The sequence below is a fragment of the Fibrobacter sp. UWH4 genome (assembly GCF_900142475.1).
Lineage (GTDB): Bacteria > Fibrobacterota > Fibrobacteria > Fibrobacterales > Fibrobacteraceae > Fibrobacter.
The window spans coordinates 258,549-283,882 of the sequence record NZ_FRAY01000003.1 but is presented as its reverse complement, the minus strand read 5'-3'; the positions used below and the strand labels follow the sequence as shown (position 1 = coordinate 283,882).

Below are 25,334 nucleotides of genomic sequence, written 5' to 3'. Positions count from 1 at the left end.
TGTCTTTAAATGTTATGGATTCTATCGGGGTTTCACCCCTCCAGAATGACGATGTGGGACTTGTCTAATATAGTTTGCGGGTAGTACGAGAGTTTGGCCTTGCGGAGTCCTTCGATGTTGACATCCTCTTCGCGGTTGATCAAATGAGCTCCCGTAGCCCAGAGTTTTTCGGCAAATAGTTTGTTTATGATCGCATATCCGCCATTCACGGCGTATTCATCAATGACCTTTTCAAAATGCGTGTCCCAGACGCCGGGCAAAATTTCTGAAGCCATCGTCATGCCGGCCGGAATTCCTCCAATATAGAGCACCGCCCCTTTCATGCCGAGAGCATCAAAGTGTTCAAGAGCCTCGCGGATGGCGCAGTATTCCGAGAATTTGGATTTTTCATCTTCGGAGCGTTCTGCCCAGGCGGCTTCGCGGCATTCGCAATCAGTATTGCTGGATTCTCCCAAGGTTTCGATATTGAGCCAACTCTTTTCGACCATGAGCGCGTCGGCAAAATTCTCCGGCGTAAGCGGGCGGATTTCGTAGTCCGAATAAGTCCTGTTAAATCGGGAAACGTGGTTGCGCTTTTTCTTGTACAGGTTTCCGGTCAAAGTGGCAAGACTTTCGGCAGAATAGATGTAGTCGCTGTCGCCGCGATTTTCTGTAAAATGAAGGGCGGATTTTGCGCCGTTCGCCCCGACTGTCTTAAAATACTCCCGCAAAATCTGTGCCCGAGGCTCGTCTACCAGGCAGAATTCCAGCGGACGGCCCGATTCGCGGGCATCTTCGACAATAAGTGCGAGCGCCGCCTCCGCATCGCCCTCTCCTAGCGGAAAGGCATAGCCCCTGCGGCTCCCTTGCCCGTTGTAATAGCGGAAGAGGAACCCCTCTTGCAAAGCGATTTGCGTTCCGTACTTTTGGCGCAGTAGATAGATATTCGCGAAGCTCGCGTCACTGCCGGTATAACCCGAATCGGCCACGGCCTTTGCCGCCGCAGCCCAATCAGAAATTTCTGGACTCTTAAAGTTTATCATCTTTCAGAAAATACAATTTTTCTTGTCGCAAGGAATAATTTTTTTACACCTTGCAAATACAACCGTAAACAGCCATTTCAAAACGGTTTTAAACCGCTTCCTGCAGCAACTGTGGAATCATTGCTGCAGACCATTCCTCGAAATCGCCGGCCTCGATGTGGTCGCGGGCCTGCTGCATCAGGTGCAGGTAAAAATGCAGGTTGTGGATGGTGGAAAGCGTCCAGCCGAGGGGTTCCTTGGCTTTGAATAGGTGGCGCAGGTAGGAGCGGCTGTAGTTGCGGCAGCAGTAGCAGTCACATTCCGGGTCGAGCGGAGCATCGTGCTGGTGCGCGAACTTGGCGTTCTTGTAGCGGAGCACTCCCCTGCTGGTATAAACGAGGCCGTCCTGGGCGTTTTTCGCAGGCAAAATGCAATCGAACATGTCGACCCCGCGCTTGATAAGCGAAAGCAAATTCCACGGCGTGCCCACCCCCATCACGTAGCGGGCGCGGTCTTCGGGCAGGTTGTCGGTGCAAAAATCCGCGATTTCGTACATCAGTTCCACGGGTTCGCCTACGGAGAGGCCACCCATCGCATAGCCGTCGGGAGCGAGTTCCTTGAGTGCCTCGATGGATTTTTTTCGGAGTTCCTTGTGCATGCCGCCCTGCACGATTCCGAAAAAGAATTGCGGGTAGCCGTGGAGCGGCGGATTCTTTTCGAGCCATTCCATGGCGCGGCGGGTCCATTTGAGCGTCAGGTCCAGCGAGTGCGAGGCCTCCTCGACGGTGCTCGGGTACGGAGTGCATTCGTCAAAAGCCATGATGATGTCGGCCCCGATTTCGCGCTGGGCCTGCATCACGGATTCGGGCGTGAACTTGTGACGGCTGCCGTCCAGCAGGCTCTTGAATTCCACGCCGTCTTCGGTAATGTGGCGAAAATCCTTGAGGCTCCAGACCTGGAATCCGCCGCTGTCCGTAAGCATGGGGCCGTTCCAGCCCATGAACTTTTGCACACCGCCCGCCTCGGCAATCAGCTTGGTGCCTGGGCGCAAGTACAGGTGGTACGTATTCGCGAGAATAATCTGCGCCTGCATTTCGCGGAGGTCCCGCGACGAAAGTCCCTTCACGCTTGCAGGCGTGCCCACTGGCATAAAAATCGGCGTCTCGATTGTGCCGTGGGCCGTGCGGATTCGTCCGCGGCGGGCCTTGCTCTTGTCGCTTGTCTTTATGAGTTCGAAGGGATTATTGTTCACGTGCTAAAGATAAATAATCGGGAAACCGGCCCGATATTCCTTTATGATGTAAGGATGCTTTTTTGCATATTCAAGAATCTTTTCGCCGAGGCCAGTTTTTACAAGTTCGTTGAGAATTTGGCTCGGAACTGCGCCGATGCTCGGGCATGTGGGCGTAAGCGCGATGACGAGTTCGCCGTCTTTATTCATGATGCGGAGTGGCCAGATGGAGCAGTCGAAGGGCTTGTCTTCGGGCTTCAGGATGCAACCTTTTTGCGGGTCCAGGAAGGTGCAGGGAACTTCTTCTTCGGGGTCGGCGGTTTTGTAGCCGCCAAGGACGATTTGGCCGTCGCGGAACTCCCCCACCACGCCGTATTCGTTAGGCTTGCTGAGTTTTTCAACGACTTCGGGCGGGAACAGCGGCGTTTCCCAGAGGCTCTGCCGACGGAAGGAACAGCAGAACTTGCAGGTATGATAGGATAGAGGAAAGCATAAAATTTCTTCACACATTAAGGCATAGGATGTATGGATTCTATCGGGACTTCGCCCCTCTAGAATGACGATGTGGGACTTGTCTAATATAGTCTGCGGGTAATATGAAAGTTCGCCTTGCGGAGGCCTTCGATGTTGATGTCCTCTTCGCGGTTTATCAAATGAACTCCCGTAGCCCAGAGTTTTTCGACGAATAGTTTGTTTATAATCGCATAACCGCCATTGTCCGCGTATTCTCCGATGACTTTCTCGAAATGGATGTCCCATGCGCCGGGAGCAGTCTCAGAAGCCATCGTCATGCCGACGGGTTTGCCTTCTACGTACAGGACTGCGCCCCGCATCTGGAGAGCGTCGAAGTTTTCCAGCGCTTCCACGATGGCGCAGTATTCCGCCATGCGTGATTTTTCGTCTTCGGAGCGTTCGACCCAGGCGGCTTCGGCGCAGTCACAGGGCAGTTCGACACTCGATTCTCTCGGGGCGGCACCCGCATTCTCATTTGCATCGCCAGCATTATCTGCAGGATCGCCTTTCAGCCAGCGATTTTCCACGTCGAGGGCATCGGCGATGTTTACACCCGTAATTTCACGCAGTTCATAGTTTGCATAAGTGCGGTTGAATCGCGAAATGTGGTTGCGCTTTTTGCGGTACTGGCTACCCGCGAGCGTCGCGAGGCCTTCGGCAGTTTTCCGCAGAAGATAAATGTTTGCAAAATTCGCGTCACTACCGGCGTAACCCGATTCTGCCACAGCCTTAACGACCGCTCGCAATTTTGAAGTTCGGGAGAAACAAAAGAAAGCATGGGCTTAAAATAGCCAAAAAAACAGGTTAGACCTGAAAGCCGCTTTTCGAAAAGAAGACAATATTTTTATCTTAAAAATTTCTATCATTAAGACTACAAAACTAACGGAGTATTTATGAACAAAGCCGTTTTTCTTTTTGAAATTGTAGCCGTTTTTGGCATCGCATTAACGCTAGATGCCTGTGGCGACGACGATTCCTCCAGCCGCAAAATAATCACCGAGGTCAACTCCATCTACGAACTCGGTAGCTGCAACGATATCAACCAGGGCGACACCGTTTACGCCAAGGAGCAGGACGCGGAGTACTACTGCGACAACCAAAGCTGGACCCCCGTCCCCAAGAGCGATTCTTTAAGTTCCGCAAAATCTCCCAGCAGTGTCGCCAGTTCCTCGTCCATGACCAAGGCGGAACTCGATAAATTTACCGAATTGTGCAAGGCTTCCGGCGGCAAGGTAAAAGACGGTGCCTGCTCCTGTAAAAACGAGCTCTGCGATGTCGGTGCGGTCTGCAACACCATCACGGGCATCTGCGGCAACCAGAGCAAACCAACTGACATAGACTCCACCGCCAGTTCTTCCTCGACCGCGACCACATTCGCCGACTTGTGCAAGGCATCTGGCGGTACGGCAAAGGATGGAATTTGCGTCTGCGACGAAGTCTCCTGCGACGAAGGCGTTCTCTGCAACACCAAGAGCAAGGAATGTGCGAACAAGGACGCTGTTGAAATCGAGTGCGACGACAGCTACAAGAGTACATGCTCCGACAGCCCTGCAAGCATCGGCATTGTCAAGGAATGCATGAAGGGAATCGTCGTGAACCGCTCGTGCGGCACGGTCTCTTGCAACGAAAAGGGCACGGACTGCGGCGAATGCCTCAACGACGTGCAGACCTGTACCGAGGACAAAAACTTCAAGGCGACGGTCACCCGCTGCGAAAAGGGCAAGAAAGTAACTGAAAGTTGTGACGGAAAATCCTGTGACCCGCGCGACAACGGTTGCGGCGAGTGCACGAACTACGAACACACATGCACCAACGATGACGAAGGAAAGGGAACCGTCTACGAGTGCGTCGCCGGCGAAGCCAAGAAGGCCGTTTCCATATGCGGCAACAAGTCGTGCCGTACCGACAAGGCCATCTGCGGCGAGTGCCTGAACGGCGAACTGAGGTGCGACAACGACATCAACAACAACGCCATCATGTACAGGTGCGTCGACGGGCAATGGGAACGGCTCCATAACAAGTTCGACCCGCTCGACAAGGAGTATTACCAATGCCCCGTCGCTTGTAGAGAAGGCACCGATCCACAGAAGATGGAGAACGAATGCGACATAGACCAATGTTCTAATTGTGATCCTTGCTGGGGTGAGCCAATGGGCGGAGCGCCTTCCAATCCAAATCCTTGCTACGACGAGGAACGTTGCAAGAAAATCCTTGCCAATGAAGACCCCGACTACCCGCCGTTTAGGAGTTTCGAGACGAAACAGAAATGGAAGGATCTGATTCCTAGTAAAAAGATGGCAGCGAAAGAAGTTCACGGCTACAACTGGACGAATCACAAACCAGTCTCCGCTCCTGAAGAACGCGTGGAAGATTTTGAATTCGACCTTACTAACGAGACGCGCCGCGTATCGTGCAACGCCCTGGGAACCAACTTCGGCAAATGCCACAACTCCCTGCAGACTTGCATTAACAAGGATTACCACACCGGCGGATTCATGGTTGTCTGCTTCAACGGAGACCTTGTCGATGACGACGGCAATGGAGACGGCATCGCTTGTAATTGCGAAATAACAGCAAACAACGCCAACGGATGTTGCTACACCAGAAGCGCCTGCTTCAAGCAGACCAACTGGTCGAGAGACCGCTGCGCTAAGCCCTCGGGCAACGAAAACGACGATTAAGACAACAATCAGAATCGTCCCACCAATAAATTGAAAAGGAGCCTAACGGCTCCTTTTTTGCGAATGAAATTTCACCTATTTATTCACGATTCTTGTCACTGCAGGTAAGTCGCCCGCTTCGGCGCGAATAATGTAGCTCCCCTTGGGATAAGAGGCAGGAATAATCCAGCCATTGGTTCCTCCGAGTCGAACGCCATTCAAATCGAACACTGTATATTTCGTATAGGCAGGATTTGCAAAAGTCGTCTTGTGGAGAGTGCTTTGGGAATCATCTAGAACATCGTCCGCGTTAGGCTTTCGCACCTTGAGTTCTTTCGCCATAAATTCAATAATGTATGAACCGTCGCTTTCGGGTACAATCTTCTTGCCAGCTTGTTCCACGACGGCATTCTCGTCAACACTCTGCGTATCGATTTTCACGCGCAGCGGAACACTTTTCGGCATATGTTCATTCGGAATTTCCCAAGTCACTGTAAAACCATCATCGGTAGCGTTTGAAGTCGCGGCATCGACAACAAAGTGCGCACGATGGTAAGCACCGACCGTCCCAAACGGAGCAACCCACAATTTATTTTCGACGGCATGTTCAAATATTTTCTTAATGTCCGATGGATTAATGGCGTAGTCATCCCCCGCATCATCCGTGACTCCGTGATTCAGCACAACGAGCCAAGATCCATCCTTCACCTGAACATCCCAGGGGTTAGCCCCTTCGAAATTTCCAATATAGGCAGCCGTATCAAGCGCCGAAAGCATTTCGGTAACAGTCGCACCCGAGCGCGTCCAGATTTTTGCCTGAAGACTCATCCAATCCGGCTCCGTATCCCAATCGTTGCGTCCATGCCACCCACAATCACGATTGATAAAGTGCCGTTTGGCAATTACATCCTTAATTTTGGCGTTATTCTCGCAGAAGGGTGTCGCAAGCGACGTCACCTTCACATCTGCCCCCTGCTCCGCAAGCGTACTTTCAATCGTTTCCGCAAACTTGACGATTTCTTCTTCAAGTTCGCTATCACTGCCGACTCCAGTCAAGTGCGCATGCGTCTTGGTATGGTTTCCAATTTCGTTACCCGCCTTTGCAAGCGCAGCAAAACCCGCGGCATTCTGCTTCAGGCCATTTCCCATGTCCGTTAGAAAGAACGTCACGTGGACATCCGGTAAATCATCCAGCATCGGCTTCAAGTTCTGCGGCTGATTTGCAAGAGCATCGTCAAAAGTAAAACTTACTGCCCCGACATGGCCGTTCCAGGGCACGGTATTTATAGGAGTTCCTGCCATACTATGTCCTGCCAAACTAAGGGAAATACAGCTCGCCACAACCGCAGCACGCATTCTAATTTTATAAATGTTCATATTCAACTTCCAAACAACTACCCCACAATTTACTATTTTTACGCCGTTCAAATTTTAACAAGGATTAACAATGAGCAAGAATTACAAGATTGCAGTGCTCCCGGGCGATGGTATCGGTCCGGAAGTGATGAAAGAAGCTGTCCGCGTGTTGGACGTTGTTTCCAAGAAGTTTGGTTTCGACGTGAATGCCGAATGGGCAAACGTCGGTGGCGCCGCCTACGACGAAAGCGGTTCTCCGCTGCCGGAAAGCACCCTCAAGCTGGGCGAAGCTTCTGACTGTATTCTTTTCGGTTCCGTGGGTGGCCCGAAGTGGGAACACCTCCCCCCGAACCTGCAGCCGGAACGCGGCGCACTGCTCCCGCTCCGTAAGCACTTCAAGCTTTTCTGCAACCTCCGCCCGGCCCGCGTCTATAAGGAACTCGCAGGCGCTTGCCCGCTCCGTGCCGACATCGTGGGCGACGGTTTCAACATCCTCACCGTCCGCGAACTGACGGGTGACGTTTACTTTGGCCAGCCGAAGGGCCGCGAAGGCGTTCCGGGCTCCAAGGAAGAAATCGGTTTCGACACCATGAAGTACAGCCGCTACGAAGTCGAACGCATTGCCCGCTTCGCTTTCGATGCCGCCATGCTCCGCAACAAGAAGGTCGCTTCTATCGATAAGGCCAACGTGCTCACCACCAGCGTGCTCTGGCGCGAAGTCGTGAACGAAGTCATTAAGGACTATCCGGAACTCACTCTCGAACACCTCTACGTCGATAACGCTGCCATGCAGCTCCTGAAGCGCCCGCGTGAATTCGACGTGCTCCTCTGCCCGAACCTCTTCGGCGACATCCTCACCGACGAATGCGCCATGCTCACCGGTTCCATGGGCCTCCTCCCGTCCGCTTCTATCGCCGAAGGTTCCTTCGGTCTGTACGAACCGGCCGGTGGTTCCGCTCCGGACATCGCTGGCAAGGGTATTGCTAACCCGCTCGCCCAGATTCTCTCCGTGGCATTGATGCTCCGCTACACCTTCAAGGAAGAGGAAGCTGCAAAGGCTATCGAAGCTGCTTGCGAAAAGGTGATTGCCCAGGGCTTCCGCACTGGCGACATCTACCAGGAAGGCTGCACCAAGGTCGGCACGACCGGCATGGGCGATGCGATTATCGCTGCGCTCGGCTAATAAGACCTCAACTTTTCTCACAAGAGTTCCCCCGCCTTGCGGGGGTCTTTTTGTGAACGAAGTGTGGTTATCAACTCCGAACTCTGAATTCCGAACTCCGAATTATCTATGCTCAACACAACTCTCTGCTACATCGAACAAGACGGCAAGTACTTGCTGCTCCACCGCGTCAAGAAAAAGAATGATATCAACAAGGACAAGTGGATCGGCATTGGCGGCAAGTTCGAGGAATGGGAATCTCCCGAGGACTGCATCAAGCGCGAGGCTCTCGAAGAAACAGGCCTCACGCTGATTCGCCCGAAGTACAGAGGGATAGTCACCTTCATTAGCGACGGCATGGACCAAACCGAATTCATGCACCTGTTCACGGCGACAGAATTCACTGGCACCCTCAAGGAATGCGACGAAGGCACGCTCGAATGGATTCCCAAGGAAGATGTGGCCAAACTCCCCCACTGGGATGGCGACTTAATATTCCTGGCGCTTCTCGAACGTGGCGAACCATTTTTCTCGCTCAAACTTACATACAAAGGAAATTCGCTCACCCAAGCCCTGCTGAACGATGAGCCAGTCATCCTTGAAAGTTTTTTAAAACATTTTTGCAAGTGATGTTTCTCACACTCTGCATTGCGATTCGTGTAAAAGACAAGGAATTAAATTGCGCTTTTCAGTGCAATTTCAACAACAATAACTAAATAAGTGTAAATATTTTTGTATTTTTTACAAAAAAGTTTATTCCAATTAAGATTTTATTTTCTATCTTATTGGTTACTCCAAACCAACCCCTAGCAGAGTACACGTTTACCGTGTGCTCTGCGTTTTTATTTACCATTTGGCAAGGGCAGCCCTGACTATTATCGGCACTGCGTAAGCAGTTACCATTTAGCCAGGGCGTTGGTAATAATGAGGTCTTGAAGTTTTTCGATGGCGCGGGTCTGACCGTGACGGTCTTCGGTCTCATTCGCCTGCACATCGTAAGTGCCTTCGGCACTCAGCGACTTGGATTCGTAAATAACACGTTCCTTTACGTTGTCGTAAAACTTGACACTTACGCGAATCGTCACGCGGTAGGTTTCCACGTCACTGGAACTGTTATAGTTTTCCGGCTTATTCGTATAGCTCAAGAGAGTCATTTCGAAATCAGCATTGGCATTGTCGTTGACGACACGCACACCGCCCGCATTCTTTCGGAACATTTCGAGCACCCCGGCGCGGATGTTGTTGGCCAGCACCGGGTCAAGCGTCTTGTCTTCGACTTCGTGAATCTTGACCGTCTTGATATGGCTTGGGAGCGTCGATGCCGTAAAGCTATAGCAACCACTCAAGAGCCCTACACACAGGGCAACCGCGACTAAACAAATTAAATAAGACGCCTTTTTAGCAAACATGTCTCAAATTTAAAAAAAACACTCCCAAGGGAGTGTCCTTAAAGCAACAAATCTGTTAATTCCTAGAGCGATGTCTTGAAAGTCCTAGAACCAACCTTCACAATGTACACTCCCTTAGCTCCAGTGTATACCTTCTGGGCGCCTGCAATGCCACGGGTCGTGCTAACGACGTTGCCAAGGCTATTGAACACGGTGATAGACATGCCCTGGGCTCCCACAACCATGAGGCTGTTGTCAGAAGACTTGTAGACAGAGACCAAGGCCAAGCTAGGATCCATCCGCAACGCATCGATACCCTCGCTAGATGAAGACAGATCCTGATTTGCTATTTCGGAAGAATTTGATGATTCTGGTTCAGGTTTTTCGCTAATAAGGCCATTTACGTCCCATTGCTTCACGAAGTTCCAGATGTCCGAAACGTCTGCATGGGAAGGACTGTGACCACGGCCAGGGAGTTTCAAATGCTTGATATAGACCCCCTTATCGCAAGGTCCCCAAGTGTACATGGTTCCACCCGAGTTTTCAGCATTGGGATAGTTGCCCTGTTCTTCAGCCTTTGACGGACAATTAAACTGATCGCGGTAATTCTTTAAGAAATTCTCAACCATACTGTAATTCAACACATCGTCGTTTGTTCCGTGAATATGCATAATGGGAACAGGGCGTTGAGCTTTCGACGCTCCGTAAACATTCGGCCCAGAACAAGGGGCGAAAGCCGCAATTTTGTCGGCAATTTTGCTCATGGCATGGTAGGTAAACATGCCACCCATCGAAAATCCCGAAAGGTAAACTCGCGTGGTGTCGATATCATAGTCCTTGACCATCTGCTCGATAATCTGCACCACCCATTTAGTATCCTTGTCTCCCTGGATATCCCACGTACTCATCCCCGTAGCACCCCTCGGATAAACGACGACAAAGCCCGCCGTATCAGCAACCGTTTCCCAATGGGTATTATTCTGCTGGTAATTCGGGTCCTGGTCCATGCCGTGCAGAGAAAGAAGCAACGGACTCTTCGGTGCAAGATTTGACGGTGCATAGACATGAATGTCTCGGCCCGAAACAGACACCTTTTTGTAGTCATTGATGGTTTTTCCGCCGCCGTTGCCACCCCAGTTTCCCCACTGGGCAAAAGACAACGACACTGCTGCCAATACTGGTAACAAGTATTTCATTTTTAACTCCCTAGATATTATATCTTGAAATACAATATATATCCCAAAAAATAGGATTAACTCAATCCACGACACAATAATGTTGTTGCAAAAGACAACGCCGAAATTTAATACGCACTCTATTTTTTCCGCTTTTTTAATTCTGAAATCCGAACTCCGAATTCCGAATTAACTATCTTTAACCCGTAAAATTTTTATCATCCGAGGCATAAAATGCTTGACATCAAAAAAATCCGTGAAAATCCGGAATACTACATTGCTGAAACCGAAAAGAAATATACGACCGTAAGCCTTCGTGACGTGCTGGCAGTCGATAACGAACGCCGCCCGCTCCTCACCGAAGTCGAACGCCTCAAGAGCGAACGCAACGCCCAGTCCAAGAAGATTGGCGAACTCAAGAAGAAGGGCGAAAACGCCGACGAAGCTCAGGCCGCTACGCGCGAACTCGGCAACAAGATCGACGAACTCGACAAGAAGCTCAAGGAACTCGACTACAAGCAGACCGAAATGCTCATGCACGTGCCGAACATCGCTCCGCGTTCTCCGGAAGGCAAGGACAGCTCGGATAACGTTGTTGAAAAAGACGGTCCGATTCCGGCCGACTACTACACCAAGAACGACGACTTCGCCCGCGTTGACCACAAGACTTTGGGCGAACGCCTCGGCATTTTTGACTTCGAACGCGGCGCCAAGATTTCCGGTTCCGGCTTCCCGGTCTACCGCGGTCTCGGCTCTCGTCTCGAACGCGCCCTCATCCAGTTCTTCCTCGACGAACACCAGAAGGCTGGCTTCGAAGAATTCACTCCTCCGTACCTGGTGACCCGCAACACCATGCGCGGCACGGGCCAGCTCCCGAAGTTCGAAGAAGACATGTACCGCTGCGACAAGGATGACGACCTGTTCCTCATCCCGACTGCAGAAGTGCCGCTGACCAACCTCTACTCCGGCGAAGTGATTCCGGAATCTGAACTTCCGAAGCGCATCTGCGCCTACTCCGCCTGCTTCCGCCGCGAAGCCGGCTCCTACGGCAAGGACACCCGCGGTCTTCTCCGCTTACACCAGTTCAACAAGGTGGAAATGGTCTACTTCGCCCATCCGGAACACAGCTACGAAGACCACGAGGAACTCACACGCTTCGGTGAAAAGCTCCTGGAAAAGCTCGGCCTCCCCTACCACCGCTTGGCCCTCTGCAAGGGCGACCTCGGTTTCGGTGCCGCCAAGTGCTATGACCTCGAAGTCTACGCCCCGGTGGAAAAGAAGTGGCTCGAAGTGAGCTCCTGCTCGAACTTCGAAGACTACCAGGCACGCCGCGCCAACATCAAGACGAAGATTAACGGCAAGAACGTCTACGTCCACACGCTGAACGGTTCTGGCCTCGCCACTCCGCGCGTGATGGTCGGCATCTGCGACAACTACCAGCAGAAGGACGGCTCGCTCTTGATTCCTGAAGTGCTGAGGCCGTACATGGGTGGGCTTGAGGTTATTAAACCGAAAGCCTAACCATGTGTGAAGATTTTTCGTCAAGAAAAATCTGAGTGCGAGGTTTCGCAAGAAACCTTGCCTGCTCGTTAGGGGGGCTAGAGAAGATTGAACCTAAAAAATAATGAGACTAGGGAGTGCACGCCCTCCCTAACCACCTCCCGGGCTTCGGCAAATTGAGTTTGTCTTGCGCATACGCTTTGCGTATGCGTTTTATTTATTTTTTTCTTAAAATTTTTGCTTTTATTTCCCATCAAACTTGTTACTTTTTTTATATTTCGGTTCAATTTAAACACCTCTCTCATGGAGAATCCATAATGAACATTAAGTTGCTTACCCTCGCTACCGCTGTCGCTGTTTCTGCTGCTGTCGCACAGGACTACGACGAGTACGAAGAATCCACCACCACCGAAGCTTCCACTGAAGCCGTTCAGGAAGAATCTGAACCGGAACCGGCTCCCGTTGCTGCCGCTCCTCAAGTTGCCCCGCAGCCGATGCCCGTTTTCCAGGAACCGGCTCCTGTTGAACAGCCCGCTGCAGCTCCGGCACAGGGCCTGAACGTTCTCCATGGCAATGCCTACAACATGGTTGGCAACGAAGCTGCCGCCTCCACCATCGGTAGCGACATGAACGCCATTTACAAGATGAACGGCCGCAAGTTGATTTACGTCGAACCGTCTGACCAGTATGGCGCATTGGCCCTCGGCAGTGGTTCCATGACTTACCTGCTCGCCTTTGACAACAGCAACGGCCTCGGAATGCTCACCGCAGGTCTCGCCATGAAGAGCTTCGGCGTGGCTGTTGACGTTGCCCTCGACAAGAGATGGGAATCCCGCGAACAGGAAACTGCAAATACCAAGAGCACCAGAGATGCTTCTACCACGAACGCTGGTGACATTGTCGCCCTTCGTATTGGTGCGCTCCTCGGCGGTTTGGACCTCACGGCTCGCCTCTACTGGCTCACCTACCAGACTGAAACCGATACCGAAACCGACGCCAACGGCGCAAAGGTTGACCACGACGAAGACTACTGGACTCTCGGTGCAGACCTCGCCCTTTCTAACAGTCCTTCCGCCAAGGGTCTCGCATGGTCCGTCGGCGTGAACTTCTTCCGCCACACCGACTGGCAGAAGGATTCCCAGGGTAACCAGAGCCGCGAAGTCACCGGCGAAGACGCCTACATCCAGTTCCAGCCGTTCTTCAACCTGGGTACTCCGGTCTTCCAGACAGCTTCTGCTAACGTCTTCCTTGGCTTGAACACCTTCGCCCCCATCCGTCTCTATGATGAAATCGAAAATGGCGCAGGCGAAAACACCGAGACCAACAATCGTAATTCCATCAGCCTCTACACCAGCCCGAACATCTTGGGCGAAATGGCCATCAACGAAAACTGGATTGTTTTTGCCGGTGCAACCTACCTCTGGAACGTGTTTAGCCGCAGCGCAACCACCATCGAACAGGGCAAGAACACCGACGAAACTTCCATTATCACTATGCGTACTAACGGCACCGTGGCAAACGGCGGTATCCGTTTCCAGTACAACAACCTGATCGTCGAAGCTTCCATTGCAGACGACCTGGGTAGCCAGTCCTGGAGCGGCCTTGTCGGCAACCTCGGCGTGTTCCTCACGTTCTAATCTCCCAGAGGTGATTTATGTACAAAGTAACAAAGTACGCACTCGCAGCAGGTATGCTGGCCTTGGTCGCTTGCTCTGGCAAGGGATCGACCGATGCTGTACTTACGGGTGACGAAACCAGTCCAGATGCAAACACGACATCTTACTGCTTGGCCTCCAATGATGAAGAGCCTGTCATTTGCGGTAGTGTGCCTAAAAACCTGTGCAAGAACAACGGCGAAGCTGAAGACAAGTTTACTTACATGATCGTTTCCGCTTGTCCGTCTGGCGCAAAAAAGCAATGTACCTCGTCTATTTACGGAGACATTTCCGTTTACGACGACGAGATTTCTTGTAGCGATTTCGCAGACGACGATGATGACGAAAACATCAGCGACGACGACTACGATAGCGATGACGATTATGACAGCGACTCAAGCTGGGACTCCGACGACTGGAGCTCCGACGATGACGACGACTGGGATATAGCCCCTATATCCAATTCAGGATCCATCGAAAGCGTCTGTGACACATACGTTGAAGCTTGTTCGGGCATCTATGCTTGCAACGATGGCGAAGTGTATTCCTGCACATCTAGCAGCTGTACCAAAATCAGCGAGAGTGATGCAATGTCCGCTTGCGGATTCGAGTACTAAAAATCGCAACATCTAAATAAACAAGAGCGGACCGTTGGTTAATCCAACAGGTCCGCTTTTTATTGGGGCACATCGCTTTCCATATTGTTTCATTATTGCTATTTTTATGCTATGGTCTTAAATATCATTTGGCTCGTATTTTTCTTTGGCGCATTTGTCGCCTGCATGATTCAATGGATCGCCTTCGGCGATTCCGGCATTTTCAACAAGGCAATCCTCGGTGCATTCGACATGTCGAAAACGGCATTCGAAATTGCCTTAAGGCTTACCGGCATCCTTTCGCTTTGGCTCGGCATTATGAAAATCGGCGAAAAGGCAGGCGCAGTCCAGATTCTCGCCAAAATCGTCTCGCCGCTGTTTAGCCGCCTGTTCCCTGAAATACCGAAGAACCACCCGGTTATCGGAACCATGCTCATGAACATCAGCGCCAACATGCTCGGTCTCGACAACGCCGCCACCCCGATGGGCCTCCAGGCCATGAAGCAACTACAGGAAATCAATCCGAACGAAGACAAGACCGTCGCGAGCAATTCGCAAATTATGTTCCTGGTGCTGAACGCAAGCGGCCTTACGCTGATTCCAGTAAGCATCATGACCTACCGCGCGCAGATGGGCGCCTCCAATCCGAGCGACGTCTTCCTTCCGCTCCTGCTTTCTACGTTCTTCAGCACTATCGCCGGCATAGTCGCACTCAGCTTTTTCCAGAAGGTCAAGCTCAAGGACCCAGTAACGGTCGCCTGGCTCGGCGGACTTTCGGCTTGCGTTATTTCTATCATGGTCTACTTCAGCCACCTGACGGCAGAAGCCATCGGCACGACCAGTCTCTTGATTAGCGGCATCGCCCTGTTCGGCATCATCGTAGCCTTCCTCGGACTCGCCGTATACAAGAAGGTGCAGGCCTACGAAGCCTTTGTCGAAGGAGCGAAAGATGGCTTCCATACCGCCGTGATGATCATTCCGAACCTGGTCGCCATCCTCGTGGGTGTCGCCGTTTTCCGTGCAAGCGGTGCCATGGACTTGTTGCTGAACGGCGTTTCCTGGATTCTTGGACTCTGCGGAGTGGGCAACGATATCGTGCCAGCCCTCCCCACTGCCATCATGAAACCCTTGAGCGGTAGCGGTGCCCGCGGCATGATGATCGACGCCATGAAGACTCTCGGTCCAGACAGCTTTGCAGGTCGCCTGAGCTGCATGTTCCAGGGAGCCGCCGATACGACCTTCTACATTATCGCGGTGTACTTCGGTTCCGTAGGAGTAAAGAAGACTCGCCACGCCGTTACATGCGCCTTGATCGCAGATGCAGCCGGCGTGATTGCAGCAATCGCAATCGCCTACCTGTTCTTCCCGCCTAACTAATTCAGATTTCGGAATTCAGAATTCGGATTTCAGATTTCAGATTTCGGAATTCGGATTTCAGAATTATTTCTAATAGAATCATAAGTCACCCTGAGCGAAACATCTAGTTCAGGATGACTTTTTTTTATTCACAATTATTTTGTTGCTTGCACGATAAGCAGAGCTAGGTAACCGACATAGACGGCTAAAAGAATGGCGCCGGCAATACGGTTCAAGCGGCCATCGCCTTTACGCCTAAAGCCAAGCACAATCAAGGCAACGGTCAAAGCAATCATCAAGGGCATGTCGCGATAAGTGACAGCCTTTTCAATTGCATCCATCGGCGAAACAATCGCCGCAATGCCAACCACCGCAAGCGTATTGAACAAGTTCGAACCGATGATGTTGCCCAGAGCAATGTCGTTTTCGCCTTTACGAGCAGCGGCAATAGAGCTAGCCAATTCCGGAAGAGATGTTCCAACGGCAACAATCGTCAAGCCAATCAGAAGGTCGCTCACGCCAAGCGTACGGGCTATTTCAACAGCACCCCAGACAAGGGCGCGAGAACTCACGACAAGCAACACAAGACCAAGAACTAACCAAAAGACAGATTTTCCGAGAGACACCTTTTTCGGTTCGGCAGAATCAGCTTTCCCCGACAGGCTTTCGGATTTTTCCAACTTGGCTTTTTTCAGTTCGCGATGAATGCTGTAAGCCATTGCGGCTGCAAAAACAGCAAGCAACAGAATGCCGTTCCAACGAGCGACGCTTCCATCCCAAACGAGGATAATCGAAAGAACTGAAACCGCGAGCAGAATCGGCAAATCCCCGCGAAGCACGGAACGCTGCATCAAGATTGGAGAAATCAGTGCGGTCGCCCCCAAAATCAGCGCAATGTTTGCAATGTTGCTTCCATAAGCGTTTCCAAGCGCAAGCTCAGGATTTCCCTGCGCCGCAGAAATCGCAGACACCGTAAGCTCCGGAGCAGAGGTTCCGAAACCAACAATAACCATACCAATAAGGAGCGTGGACATGCCGCAGAATTCAGCAACACCTACGGCACCATCCACAAATTTGTCCGCACTCCAGACGAGAACGGCCAAGCCAACAATTACAGCAACAATAGCAAGTATCATAGACTAGAACGGATAGAGAGTGATACCTACGTTGAAGGAGGAGGCATCCAAATTCAAGTTCGTGTACTTAAAGTGACCATCGTAAAGATCGGACATACCGAGATTAGCGGCAATATCAAGCGAGATATACTGATTGGCCATAATCGAGAAACCGAAAACGAACGCCCAATCCATCGCATTACGGTAGTCATCCATCAGGTCTACGCGACTAGAGACATGGTTGTCATTGCGATCTGTATAAGAGATCTTCAGCTTGTCATAAAGAGGAATACTCATTTCGACACCGAGATCAAAGTAAAGACTGGAAGACGGAGCCTTGAAGGTGAACAGAACCGGAATATCGATCATCTTCTGCCTAAATTCGAAATTTGTCGGGACTTGGTTAATGTAGTAGGACTCACTCGCCTTGGTCTGTTCGTACATAGCACCAATCTTAAGGCCCATCGTATATTCACTCAGGGGAATCAAGGCCATGAGACCCGCTTTCCAGTTCATACCGGTATAGCGGTCGCTATCCCAATCATTGCCGGATATCTGGTAGGCGCCGACAGAGGCGTGCGCACCGATCTTGAACTTCATCGGCTTGAGACCCATCAGGTTGTCCATGGTCACGGTATCCTTGCCTTCACGTTCGGCAACGTAAACCGTACGGACGGGCACGCCATCTTCACGAGTGTAGACCGTTTCGTAATAAACCACATTCTTTGCATCGCGGAAACGTTCAACCGCCTGAGGATCCTTGTCGGCACCGCGAACAGCCTTCGGGGCCACGACAACGGCTGGTTCCTGCACCGGTTCCGCAGGAACGGGTGCAGCGACGTCGGAACTTGAGCTGGCGGGAGCAGCTTCAGCGGCATCGGCGCCACGGACTGCCACGGGAGCAGCTTCTTCGGGAGCAGCTTCAACAGCGGCAGGAGCTGCTGGGGCCGCCTGTTCTGCGACAGTTTCTGCCGCGGGAGCAGCAGGTTCAGCAACAGGTGCCGTAGCGGAATCAACCGGAGCCTGCGCAAAGGACATCGCCGTCATGGCGACTATAGCGAGAAGACCTTTAATTGTACGATTCATAGAATCCTCCACTTATACATCAGTATTATAGCATTTTTTACCTTAAAAAAGCAAATTAGAGCCTCAAAAAAATGACCAGAAGCCCCAAAAAGCGGATGGAAAACCCAAAAAGCGGACAGAAAACTCAAAAGACTTTTTCTACTTTGACTTTTATGAACTATTGCCCCCACTGCCATTCCCCACTCAAGGAAAACGCCACCTTTTGCCCGCACTGCGGAAGCGACAAGGAAACCGGCTGGAGCGAAGGTTCGGAATTTACCGATCTCGAGACACCGGACTACGAAGAAATAGTCGATAATGAATTCGGTTCCAAGAAAAAAGCGAACCCGCTTGCCATCGTAGCGGCAATCATCGTCACCCTGGCATTTATCGCAGCAATGGTGCTACACTAACCGAGAGTCTTTTCCAGGGAATCCAGGATTTCGGCGGCCTCGCTGAAATCGTAATCTTCAAGCAGTTCCTTCAGCTTGCGCAGAAGAACTTCTTGACTCTTTTCAAAGGCAATCCCGTCTATACCGTCCAAGATTCGTTTGCACTGGGTCGAAGAACAGGTATCCACCGCATCCTTCAAGGCGACAACCGCTTCACGCAACTTCTTTTCTGCTTCGGGATCATCCACTTTCTGGACAGGTTCGTTCTGTTCCGTCACGATATCCGTCAGAACGATATTCAGTTCGTCGACAAGTTCACGCAGGTTTTCTTCGAAAACATTGTAATCGCTAAAATTGCACTGTTTCTGTTCCAAGTCCGCTTCGAGCGTTGCCGCAAGGTTCTGGACATGGCCTGCGCCGATAGTTCCACAAAGTCCCTTAATCGTATGCACGATACGGGTCGCCTCTTCGTAATGGAACTGTTCTATCAGGGAACGCAGATTGAACGAATTTCCACCATAATCGCGGACGAAGCCCTGCAAAATCTTGAGGAACATATTGCGGTTGTTGTTGACATGGTAAAGCCCCGACTCCGCATCAAAATTCTTGACCTTCTGGAAATGCGAAATAAAGTCCTTGTCATCCTGCGAGATATCGACTTGATCGTCCTTCGCGGCGCCCTGCGTTTCTGCGGCAACCTGCAGGAACTTCGCCAGTTCCTCGTAAAGAATCGTCGGGTCAATCGGCTTTACGATATGCGCATTCATACCCGCTTCAAGGCATTCTTCCGTATCCTTCTTGAAAGCTCGGGCACTCATGGCGAGGATCGGCACCTGCTTGAAGTATTCATCTTCGCGGGCACGGATTTCGCGGGTCGCCGTAAGGCCGTCCATAATGGGCATCTGGATATCCATCAGCACCAGGTTGAACGCATCCTTCTTGAGCATTTCCAAGGCTTCTTTACCGTTGTTCGCGATCATCGTGGTAAGGCCGACGCTGTTCAACAGGGACACCGCCAATTCCTGGTTCATCTGGTTATCTTCGACCAGAAGAATCTTAGCTTCCTTGAAGTAGATTTTACCCTTTTCTTTCTTGGCCGCCTTCTGGTACGTGAGCGGATAACCGAAAGCTTCCTGCATGGCGCTCAACATGGAACTCAACTGCAGCGGCTTAGAGACAAACGCATTGAACCCGAGTCCTTCGGCCGTCGAAAGTTCACTTTCGTCAAAATGGATCGGATGCATCAAAATCTTGGGAATCGACTTCATCGAATCGCTCAGGCCATACACAAAGTCAAAACCGTTCAAGAGAGGCATACTGTAATCCACCAGGAACAGATCGTACGGATCCTCGTTGGCCTCTTCATGAGCCTGGATCAGCTCCAGAGCCTCGTCAACGGAACAGGCTTCCTCGACAACGCATTGCAGACGCGTCAGGTAATGGCGAAGAACCGTCCTCAAGTTCGCACAGTCATCGATCAGCAAGATATTCTTGTTGCGTAACCGGTCTTCACTTTTCCATTTCGGTTCGCCGGCCTGCGATGCCACGGGCAGAGAAATCGTAAAGAAGAATTGAGAACCTTCTCCCGAAACACTCGACACCTGCAGCTGACCGCCCATCAGTTCCACCAGCGACTTCGAAATCACGAGTCCAAGTCCCGTGCCGCCATACTTGCGCGTTGTAGAACCGTCCGCCTGCGTAAAGGCGTTGAACAGGCGCCCCAGCTGCTCGGGAGTCATGCCAATTCCCGTATCTTTGACGCAGAAATACAGCTTGACCGTATTGTTCACCTGCTGCAAGAGCTTTACACTCAAAGTAATGTCGCCCTTTTCGGTAAACTTGGTCGCATTGTTGATCAGGTTCGTGAAAATCTGCGAAAGACGGAGCGGGTCACCCATCAAGATTTCTGGAATATCCGGATCTACATCCACAATCAGTTCAATCGGGCGACCTGCAATACGAACTTCCGCAAGCGCCGCCACCTCGCCGATGACATCCTGTAACACAAGTTGCGTAATTTCCAGATCCTGCTTTTTCGCCTCAATCTTCGAGAAGTCTAGAATATTGTTGATGATGCCGAGCAAGGATTTTGCCGCATGACTAATGCGATCCACAAAACCGCGCTGGTGATTGTCCAGGTTCGTTTCCGAAATCAGGTGCGCCATGCCGATAATGGCATTCATCGGCGTACGAATTTCATGACTCATATTCGCAAGGAACTCGCTTTTCGCCTGGGTCGCCTGCTCGGCAATTTCGCGAGCCGCCACCACCTCCGAGATATCGATCATCGAAAGCATGTAGCCGACAACGGTTTCCTGCGTCTTCAAGGTGCAGCCTTCACCACGGAACCAAGTTTCCGAGGAACCGTCCTCGGGCTTCAGCATAAAGGAATCCTTCCAGACTTCGTCCTTCTTGAACGAATCAATCATCGAAGAGATAATCGATTTAGGCAGTCCCATTTCGGGAAGATCCATAATCGAAAGACCGATAAACGAACGCCATTCCTTGTTCAAGAATTCAGCAAGTTGCCTCGACATGTACTTGACATGCATATTCTTGTCAAAGATGATCAGAATCGAATGGTCGCCCGAAAGCATGATCGTATCCAAGATGGTATCTTTCTGGATTCCGCTCGTTTCGTCGGTCACCATGATCAGGAATCTTGTCGCACCGTTATCTTCGACAAGCACCTGGAACGACATGCCCCACCATGCCACTTCCCCGTCAGAATTCTGGACTTGCTCAATCGTCTTGCGTTCACTGGCAAGCATCTGGCCGCCCATGGCAACTCTGCGCGCAAACTTTTCAAAGGTTTCCGACTTGAAGAACTTGAACAAGCTTTCGTCCTTCATGTCCTCGCCGACGTTCAGGAAATCAACCACATAAGCACTCGCATGAAGAATGTCAAAATTCTCGTTCGTAAGGATAATCGTAAAATTGTCGCCTTTCCACAAAAGTGTATCGAACAAGGTACTGGAATTCACGCTGTCGTTCAGATCGCGCTGGATATAACGACGGAAAAGAATATGGGAAAGAAGGGCAGCAAGTCCCATCATCAGGAACACGGCGATGGCGACCACGCCGAATACCGTCGATGCGTGGTTGTCGATATTCGCGGCAATCCTGTTGTGCTGACTCACGTGGACAATATAGAACGGCAACTGGCTCAAAGGAGTCACCATGAAAATGAGCTGCTGGCGATGTTCATTCGTCTTTTCGAATCGCAAGATGCGCCCATCCATCAGCGTATCGGAATTGAACTTGTCCGAAACCAGCTGAAGCAAATTTTCGACGCTATCCTGCAGGACCTTTCCACGATTGATCTCGTACGGGAAATAGGTCAGGAGGTTGTCGTTTTCGCTCCCCACCAGCATCGTGACGCCGCCTTCTTCCTTGGCAAGCCCGCCCATCGAAAGACGCACCTTGTGAAGATTGATATCTTCGGCGACGGCTCCCTTGAACTTGTGATTCTTATCCCAAATCGGATACGAAAGCGAAAGCACCTGCTTGTTCACATCTTTGCGGAGAATCGGCCCCGTGTAGGCAAGTCCGCGTTTACGCGATGCTTCCAGGTACCAGCCCGTCGTGCGGAATTCCGTCTTCCCACTCTCAAGTTTCAGTCCGCGACCCGAAATGAAATCGCCGTCCTTGCTTCCGTAATAGACATCGACAATCCCTTCACCCCCCTGCTGCGTCTGCTTGTAAAGCATGGGCCGAAGCGCATTGTCCTTCGTTATCTGCTGAAAACGCTTTGAAAACGAGAGGAACTTATCTTCGCGATTCTTGAGAAAAGCCTCGACTTCGGTCTGAACGCGTTCGTGGAGCGCCGTCTCGGTATTGGCGACCGCCGAATCCACCAGCATGGAACGAACCGCATAAGAAAATATAAAGACCAACACAATCGCCGCTATAAAAGTCGGCAACACATAAACCATTGAAATACGGTTTCGAAGGCGACGACGCTGCGCATTGATGGGATTGTGGGTCAAATCAAAACCTCACTAGGATTCTTCTTTGAACCGGTCGTAAATGGCAGGAAGCTGCGATTCCAGTTCCATAAAGGCATCGACCACGTCCGGATCAAACTGGGTACCCCTTCCTTCCTGGATTTCCTTGACGGCAACTTCGTGCGGGAAAGCTTCCTTGTAGGGCCTCCTGGAAACAAGGGCGTCGTAGACATCGGCAACCGACATCAGGCGCGCACCGACAGGGATAGCGTCACCCTTGAGACCGTTCGGGTATCCGTCACCGTCAAAACGCTCATGGTGATTCAAGATAATTTCTGCAGAAATTCGCACCAGCGGGTGGTCCTTGAGTTCATGCGTCGCATTGACAAGCACATCGTAGCCCATCTGCGCATGCGTACTCATCACGGCCCATTCCTCTTCGTTCAGGCGGGCTGGCTTGCGCAGAATTTCGTCGGGAATGCCCACCTTGCCAATGTCGTGCAAGGGGGCCGCCGTTGCATAGTAGTCTATATATTCGTTATTGGGGATGGCATCCTTAAAACGCGGGTGATTGCGCAGTTTTTCGGCAAGCATCTGCACCAGCACCTGGGTACGCTTAATGTGCGCCCCGGTTTCAGGATCACGGTATTCGGCAAGTGCACCGAGACTCGTGAGCATCACCTTGAGAGTCTTGCGCAGGTCCACCGTCTTTTCTTCAACAAGTTCCTGCAGATGGTCACGCTGGTGCTTGAATTCAAGCTGGTTTTTGATACGGAGCTGTACCAGGTTCGGATGGAACGGCTTGGTAATGTAGTCGACCGCCCCAAGGTCCAACCCCTGCTGTTCACTCTTGGAATCCGCCTTGGCGGTCAGGAACAGGACCGGAGTATTGTCGACGAGCCCCTTCTCCTTCATCTGGTGAAGAGTCTCGTAGCCGTCCATTTCGGGCATCATCACATCGAGCAATATAAGATCAGGCTTGACCTTTTCGGCAAGCAACAGCCCTTTTTTACCATCCAGGGCAACAAAAACATCGTAATCGTTGGATAAAATGCCTTCGAGCACTTCGATGTTTGTTTTCGTATCGTCAATAACTAAAATTTTCGCGCGGGATCGATCCATACACTCCTAATATATCATTAAAATTTGAAATTTGTCCAATTTATATTATTCCAACTTGGAATAATATGCCTTTTTTTTCTCAAAAATGGCATTTTGCAACTTTATTATATGTTTTTTTCGAAATTCATGTGACATAAAATACACCTGGACCGTGGAAAAATTATCAACAATCGTATTTTTCAGGGCAAAACGGAACGAAACGGAGTAGTTATATTTGATGTAGGCAGCGATTAGTAATGAGGACTTGAGTCGAAATTACTGAGGTTATAGGAGAATGAAAATATGAAACGTTCATTTGCACTTGCGATTATAGGGGCGGGAATCGCCTTTTCCCAAGACATCGTCGAAATTTCGCCGTTCTGGGCCGCATACGACAGCGTCAAACTGGGCAATGCGATAAATGACCTCTATGAAGACCTCGTCCTTCCCGACTCCACCCCCCGTACCGACCGCAAATACCCTATCACCTGGGAAAGTTCGGACACCCTCTTCCTCGGACATGACGGACGCATCAACGGACGCTTCGTGGGCGAAAACAAGGTAGTTTCCCTGACCGCCAGCATCAAGAATGTCGACACATCGCAGCAAACCGAGAAAAAACTATTCAAGGTTTCCATCCACGGGTATGAACCCTACTCCAACTACCTTTTCGCCTATTTTCCGTCAAACGACAACGAAAATATCTACTACGCGCTGAGTAACGACGGTTACAGCTTTACCGCCATGAACAACGGCAAGCGCGTGGTGGCCGCTGATACCGTGAGCATCAAGAAGGGACTCCGCGACCCGCACGTGCTGCGCGCTCCCGACGGCTGGTTCTACATGGTAAATACCGACATGAAGAGCGCCGAGGGCTGGGCAAGCAACCGCGGCATGGTGCTCATGCGCTCCCGCGACCTCATCAACTGGGAACACAGCACGGTACATTTCCCGGACAAGTACAAGGGCAAGAACTTCGCGAACGTGACCCGTGTCTGGGCCCCCGAAACCTTCTGGGACGACACCTACGACAACGGCGACGGCACCAAGGGCCGCCCGCTAGTATATTTTTCGCTGTTGACCAACGATGGCACCATCCCCTACGACAAGGTGTTCTATGCCTACTCGAACAAGGACTTTACCGACTTAGAAGGCGAACCGCAGCATTTCTTTGACCGCGGCAAATCGACCATCGACATGGACATCGTCTACAACCCGGTCGACAAGTTCTACCACGCCTTCTACAAGAACGAAGGCGACGGCGGCATCTGCAAGGTGACCGCAAGTTCTCTCATGCCGAAAAGTGGAGCCGCCAGCGGTTCGCAGTGGAGCAAACCGAGCAAGGCCCTGCAACAGACGACCGAGGCCGTAGAAGGTGCAGGAGTCTTCAAGCTCATCAACCAGAACACCTGGGTGCTCATGTACGACTGCTACATGAACGGGCATTACCAGTTCACAAGCAGTTCCGACCTCGAAAACTTCAAGTTCGTGCAGGATACCAAGACGAGCGGCGCATTCACACCCCGCCACGGGACAATCCTCCCGGTTACCGCCGAAGAGACTGCAAAACTCATGAAAGCCTTCCCCACTCCGGACTTTGAACCGCGAGTGATTGACATTCCAGATTCCATCGGCGTGTGCGACGGCAAGAAGGTCGTTGGCCCCTGCAGCGGCACGAAGATTATCCCCTACGTGAAAATCGATGAAGGAGGCTGGAACGAGACACTCGATCTGAAGGTCGCGAAGGGCGCTACGGTGCAGTTCGGCCCGCACCCGTGGGACGGCAAGCTCTGGAGCTGGGAAGGCCCGAACGGATTCAAGTCGACGACTCGCGAAAACACTCTCAAGAACGTAGACGGCAACTTCAGCGGTTACTATACCGTGACTTACACCAACGAAACCGGCTGCAAGAGCACGGCGCGCATCAAGATGGTCGTCGACGATCCGGACAAGCCGTACGTGGAGCCGGACACGACTGTCAGCATTGCCAAGAAATACCGCGATTTCAGTAAACCCGCTCGCCTAAACCGTAACCCGGTTTACTTTGATTTGCTCGGCAACAGGCTCAAGGCCAAGCCGAGAAACACTGTTTATATAGAGCGGTAGATCAAGGATGTGGGA

General features: G+C 51.4%; 20 protein-coding genes. 9 read left to right on the top strand and 11 right to left on the bottom strand.

Going from position 1 to position 25,334, the window contains the following annotated elements; genetic code table 11:
• Positions 1-32: 32 nt before the first annotated feature.
• The 4 genes from BUA93_RS06515 to BUA93_RS06500 all read right to left on the bottom strand — a co-directional run bounded on the left by BUA93_RS06515 (position 33) and on the right by BUA93_RS06500 (position 3,491).
• A complete protein-coding gene (locus BUA93_RS06515) occupies positions 33-1,022 on the bottom strand; it encodes a DUF2156 domain-containing protein (RefSeq protein WP_072978356.1) in 990 nt (329 codons plus the stop codon).
• Positions 1,023-1,110: 88 nt separating this feature from the next.
• Positions 1,111-2,253, bottom strand: a complete 1,143-nt coding sequence (gene tgt / locus BUA93_RS06510; RefSeq protein WP_072978355.1) for a tRNA guanosine(34) transglycosylase Tgt — start codon at positions 2,251-2,253, stop codon at positions 1,111-1,113.
• A 3-nt stretch (positions 2,254-2,256) separates the two neighbouring features.
• Positions 2,257-2,742 carry a hypothetical protein gene (locus BUA93_RS06505; RefSeq protein ID WP_072978354.1) on the bottom strand — a complete coding sequence of 162 codons (486 nt, stop codon included), beginning with the start codon at positions 2,740-2,742 and terminating at the stop codon, positions 2,257-2,259.
• A gap of 65 nt (positions 2,743-2,807) precedes the next feature.
• A complete protein-coding gene (locus BUA93_RS06500) occupies positions 2,808-3,491 on the bottom strand; it encodes a phosphatidylglycerol lysyltransferase domain-containing protein (protein WP_139257840.1) in 684 nt (227 codons plus the stop codon).
• Positions 3,492-3,638: 147 nt separating this feature from the next.
• Here BUA93_RS06500 and BUA93_RS06495 point away from each other — a divergent pair, with 147 nt between their 5' ends.
• A complete protein-coding gene (locus BUA93_RS06495) occupies positions 3,639-5,426 on the top strand; it encodes a hypothetical protein (protein ID WP_072978352.1) in 1,788 nt (595 codons plus the stop codon).
• Between the two features lie 75 nt (positions 5,427-5,501).
• On the opposite strand, the gene BUA93_RS06490 is transcribed toward BUA93_RS06495, so the two are convergent.
• The gene (locus BUA93_RS06490) at positions 5,502-6,707 is read right to left on the bottom strand and encodes a polysaccharide deacetylase family protein (RefSeq protein ID WP_254793887.1); all 1,206 of its coding nucleotides are present in this window, start codon (positions 6,705-6,707) and stop codon (positions 5,502-5,504) included.
• 145 nt (positions 6,708-6,852) lie between these two features.
• On the opposite strand from BUA93_RS06490, the gene leuB reads away from it, so the two are divergent.
• Entirely contained in the window at positions 6,853-7,944 is a 1,092-nt protein-coding gene (gene leuB / locus BUA93_RS06485) for a 3-isopropylmalate dehydrogenase (RefSeq protein ID WP_072978351.1), read from the top strand.
• A gap of 108 nt (positions 7,945-8,052) precedes the next feature.
• Positions 8,053-8,553: an NUDIX hydrolase gene (locus BUA93_RS06480; protein WP_072978350.1), complete on the top strand. Its 501-nt coding sequence runs from the start codon at positions 8,053-8,055 to the stop codon at positions 8,551-8,553.
• 266 nt (positions 8,554-8,819) lie between these two features.
• Here BUA93_RS06480 and lptE read toward each other — a convergent pair whose 3' ends face one another.
• Together lptE and BUA93_RS06470 are read right to left on the bottom strand one after the other, a co-directional pair.
• A complete protein-coding gene (gene lptE / locus BUA93_RS06475) occupies positions 8,820-9,332 on the bottom strand; it encodes an LPS assembly lipoprotein LptE (protein ID WP_072978349.1) in 513 nt (170 codons plus the stop codon).
• Between the two features lie 62 nt (positions 9,333-9,394).
• On the bottom strand, positions 9,395-10,507 hold the full coding sequence (locus BUA93_RS06470; RefSeq protein ID WP_083597196.1) for a CE1 family esterase: 1,113 nt from the start codon (positions 10,505-10,507) through the stop codon (positions 9,395-9,397).
• Between the two features lie 213 nt (positions 10,508-10,720).
• On the opposite strand from BUA93_RS06470, the gene serS reads away from it, so the two are divergent.
• From serS to BUA93_RS06450, 4 genes are all read left to right on the top strand, one after another.
• On the top strand, positions 10,721-12,007 hold the full coding sequence (gene serS / locus BUA93_RS06465; RefSeq protein ID WP_072978347.1) for a serine--tRNA ligase: 1,287 nt from the start codon (positions 10,721-10,723) through the stop codon (positions 12,005-12,007).
• A gap of 296 nt (positions 12,008-12,303) precedes the next feature.
• A complete protein-coding gene (locus tag BUA93_RS06460) occupies positions 12,304-13,623 on the top strand; it encodes a hypothetical protein (protein ID WP_072978346.1) in 1,320 nt (439 codons plus the stop codon).
• A 17-nt stretch (positions 13,624-13,640) separates the two neighbouring features.
• Complete coding sequence (locus tag BUA93_RS06455; RefSeq protein ID WP_139257838.1) at positions 13,641-14,258, top strand: hypothetical protein; 618 nt, start codon at positions 13,641-13,643, stop codon at positions 14,256-14,258.
• Positions 14,259-14,369: 111 nt separating this feature from the next.
• Positions 14,370-15,614, top strand: a complete 1,245-nt coding sequence (locus BUA93_RS06450; protein WP_072978344.1) for a nucleoside recognition domain-containing protein — start codon at positions 14,370-14,372, stop codon at positions 15,612-15,614.
• A gap of 134 nt (positions 15,615-15,748) precedes the next feature.
• Here BUA93_RS06450 and BUA93_RS06445 read toward each other — a convergent pair whose 3' ends face one another.
• The gene (locus BUA93_RS06445) at positions 15,749-16,729 is read right to left on the bottom strand and encodes a calcium/sodium antiporter (RefSeq protein WP_072978343.1); all 981 of its coding nucleotides are present in this window, start codon (positions 16,727-16,729) and stop codon (positions 15,749-15,751) included.
• A 3-nt stretch (positions 16,730-16,732) separates the two neighbouring features.
• On the bottom strand, positions 16,733-17,794 hold the full coding sequence (locus BUA93_RS06440) for an outer membrane beta-barrel protein (protein ID WP_072978342.1): 1,062 nt from the start codon (positions 17,792-17,794) through the stop codon (positions 16,733-16,735).
• Between the two features lie 152 nt (positions 17,795-17,946).
• Between BUA93_RS06440 and BUA93_RS06435 the strand changes: the two genes are divergently transcribed.
• The gene (locus BUA93_RS06435) at positions 17,947-18,186 is read left to right on the top strand and encodes a zinc-ribbon domain-containing protein (protein ID WP_072978601.1); all 240 of its coding nucleotides are present in this window, start codon (positions 17,947-17,949) and stop codon (positions 18,184-18,186) included.
• Here the strand turns inward: BUA93_RS06435 and BUA93_RS06430 are convergent.
• Both BUA93_RS06430 and BUA93_RS06425 read right to left on the bottom strand, forming a co-directional pair.
• Positions 18,183-22,064, bottom strand: coding sequence for a response regulator (locus BUA93_RS06430; RefSeq protein ID WP_254793886.1), 3,882 nt, complete (start codon positions 22,062-22,064; stop codon positions 18,183-18,185). The two genes, BUA93_RS06435 and BUA93_RS06430, sit on opposite strands and share 4 nt — an antisense overlap.
• A gap of 102 nt (positions 22,065-22,166) precedes the next feature.
• On the bottom strand, positions 22,167-23,234 hold the full coding sequence (locus BUA93_RS06425; RefSeq protein WP_072978340.1) for an HD domain-containing phosphohydrolase: 1,068 nt from the start codon (positions 23,232-23,234) through the stop codon (positions 22,167-22,169).
• A 282-nt stretch (positions 23,235-23,516) separates the two neighbouring features.
• On the opposite strand from BUA93_RS06425, the gene BUA93_RS06420 reads away from it, so the two are divergent.
• Positions 23,517-25,319 carry a glycoside hydrolase family 43 protein gene (locus BUA93_RS06420; protein WP_072978339.1) on the top strand — a complete coding sequence of 601 codons (1,803 nt, stop codon included), beginning with the start codon at positions 23,517-23,519 and terminating at the stop codon, positions 25,317-25,319.
• Positions 25,320-25,334 lie beyond the last annotated feature (15 nt).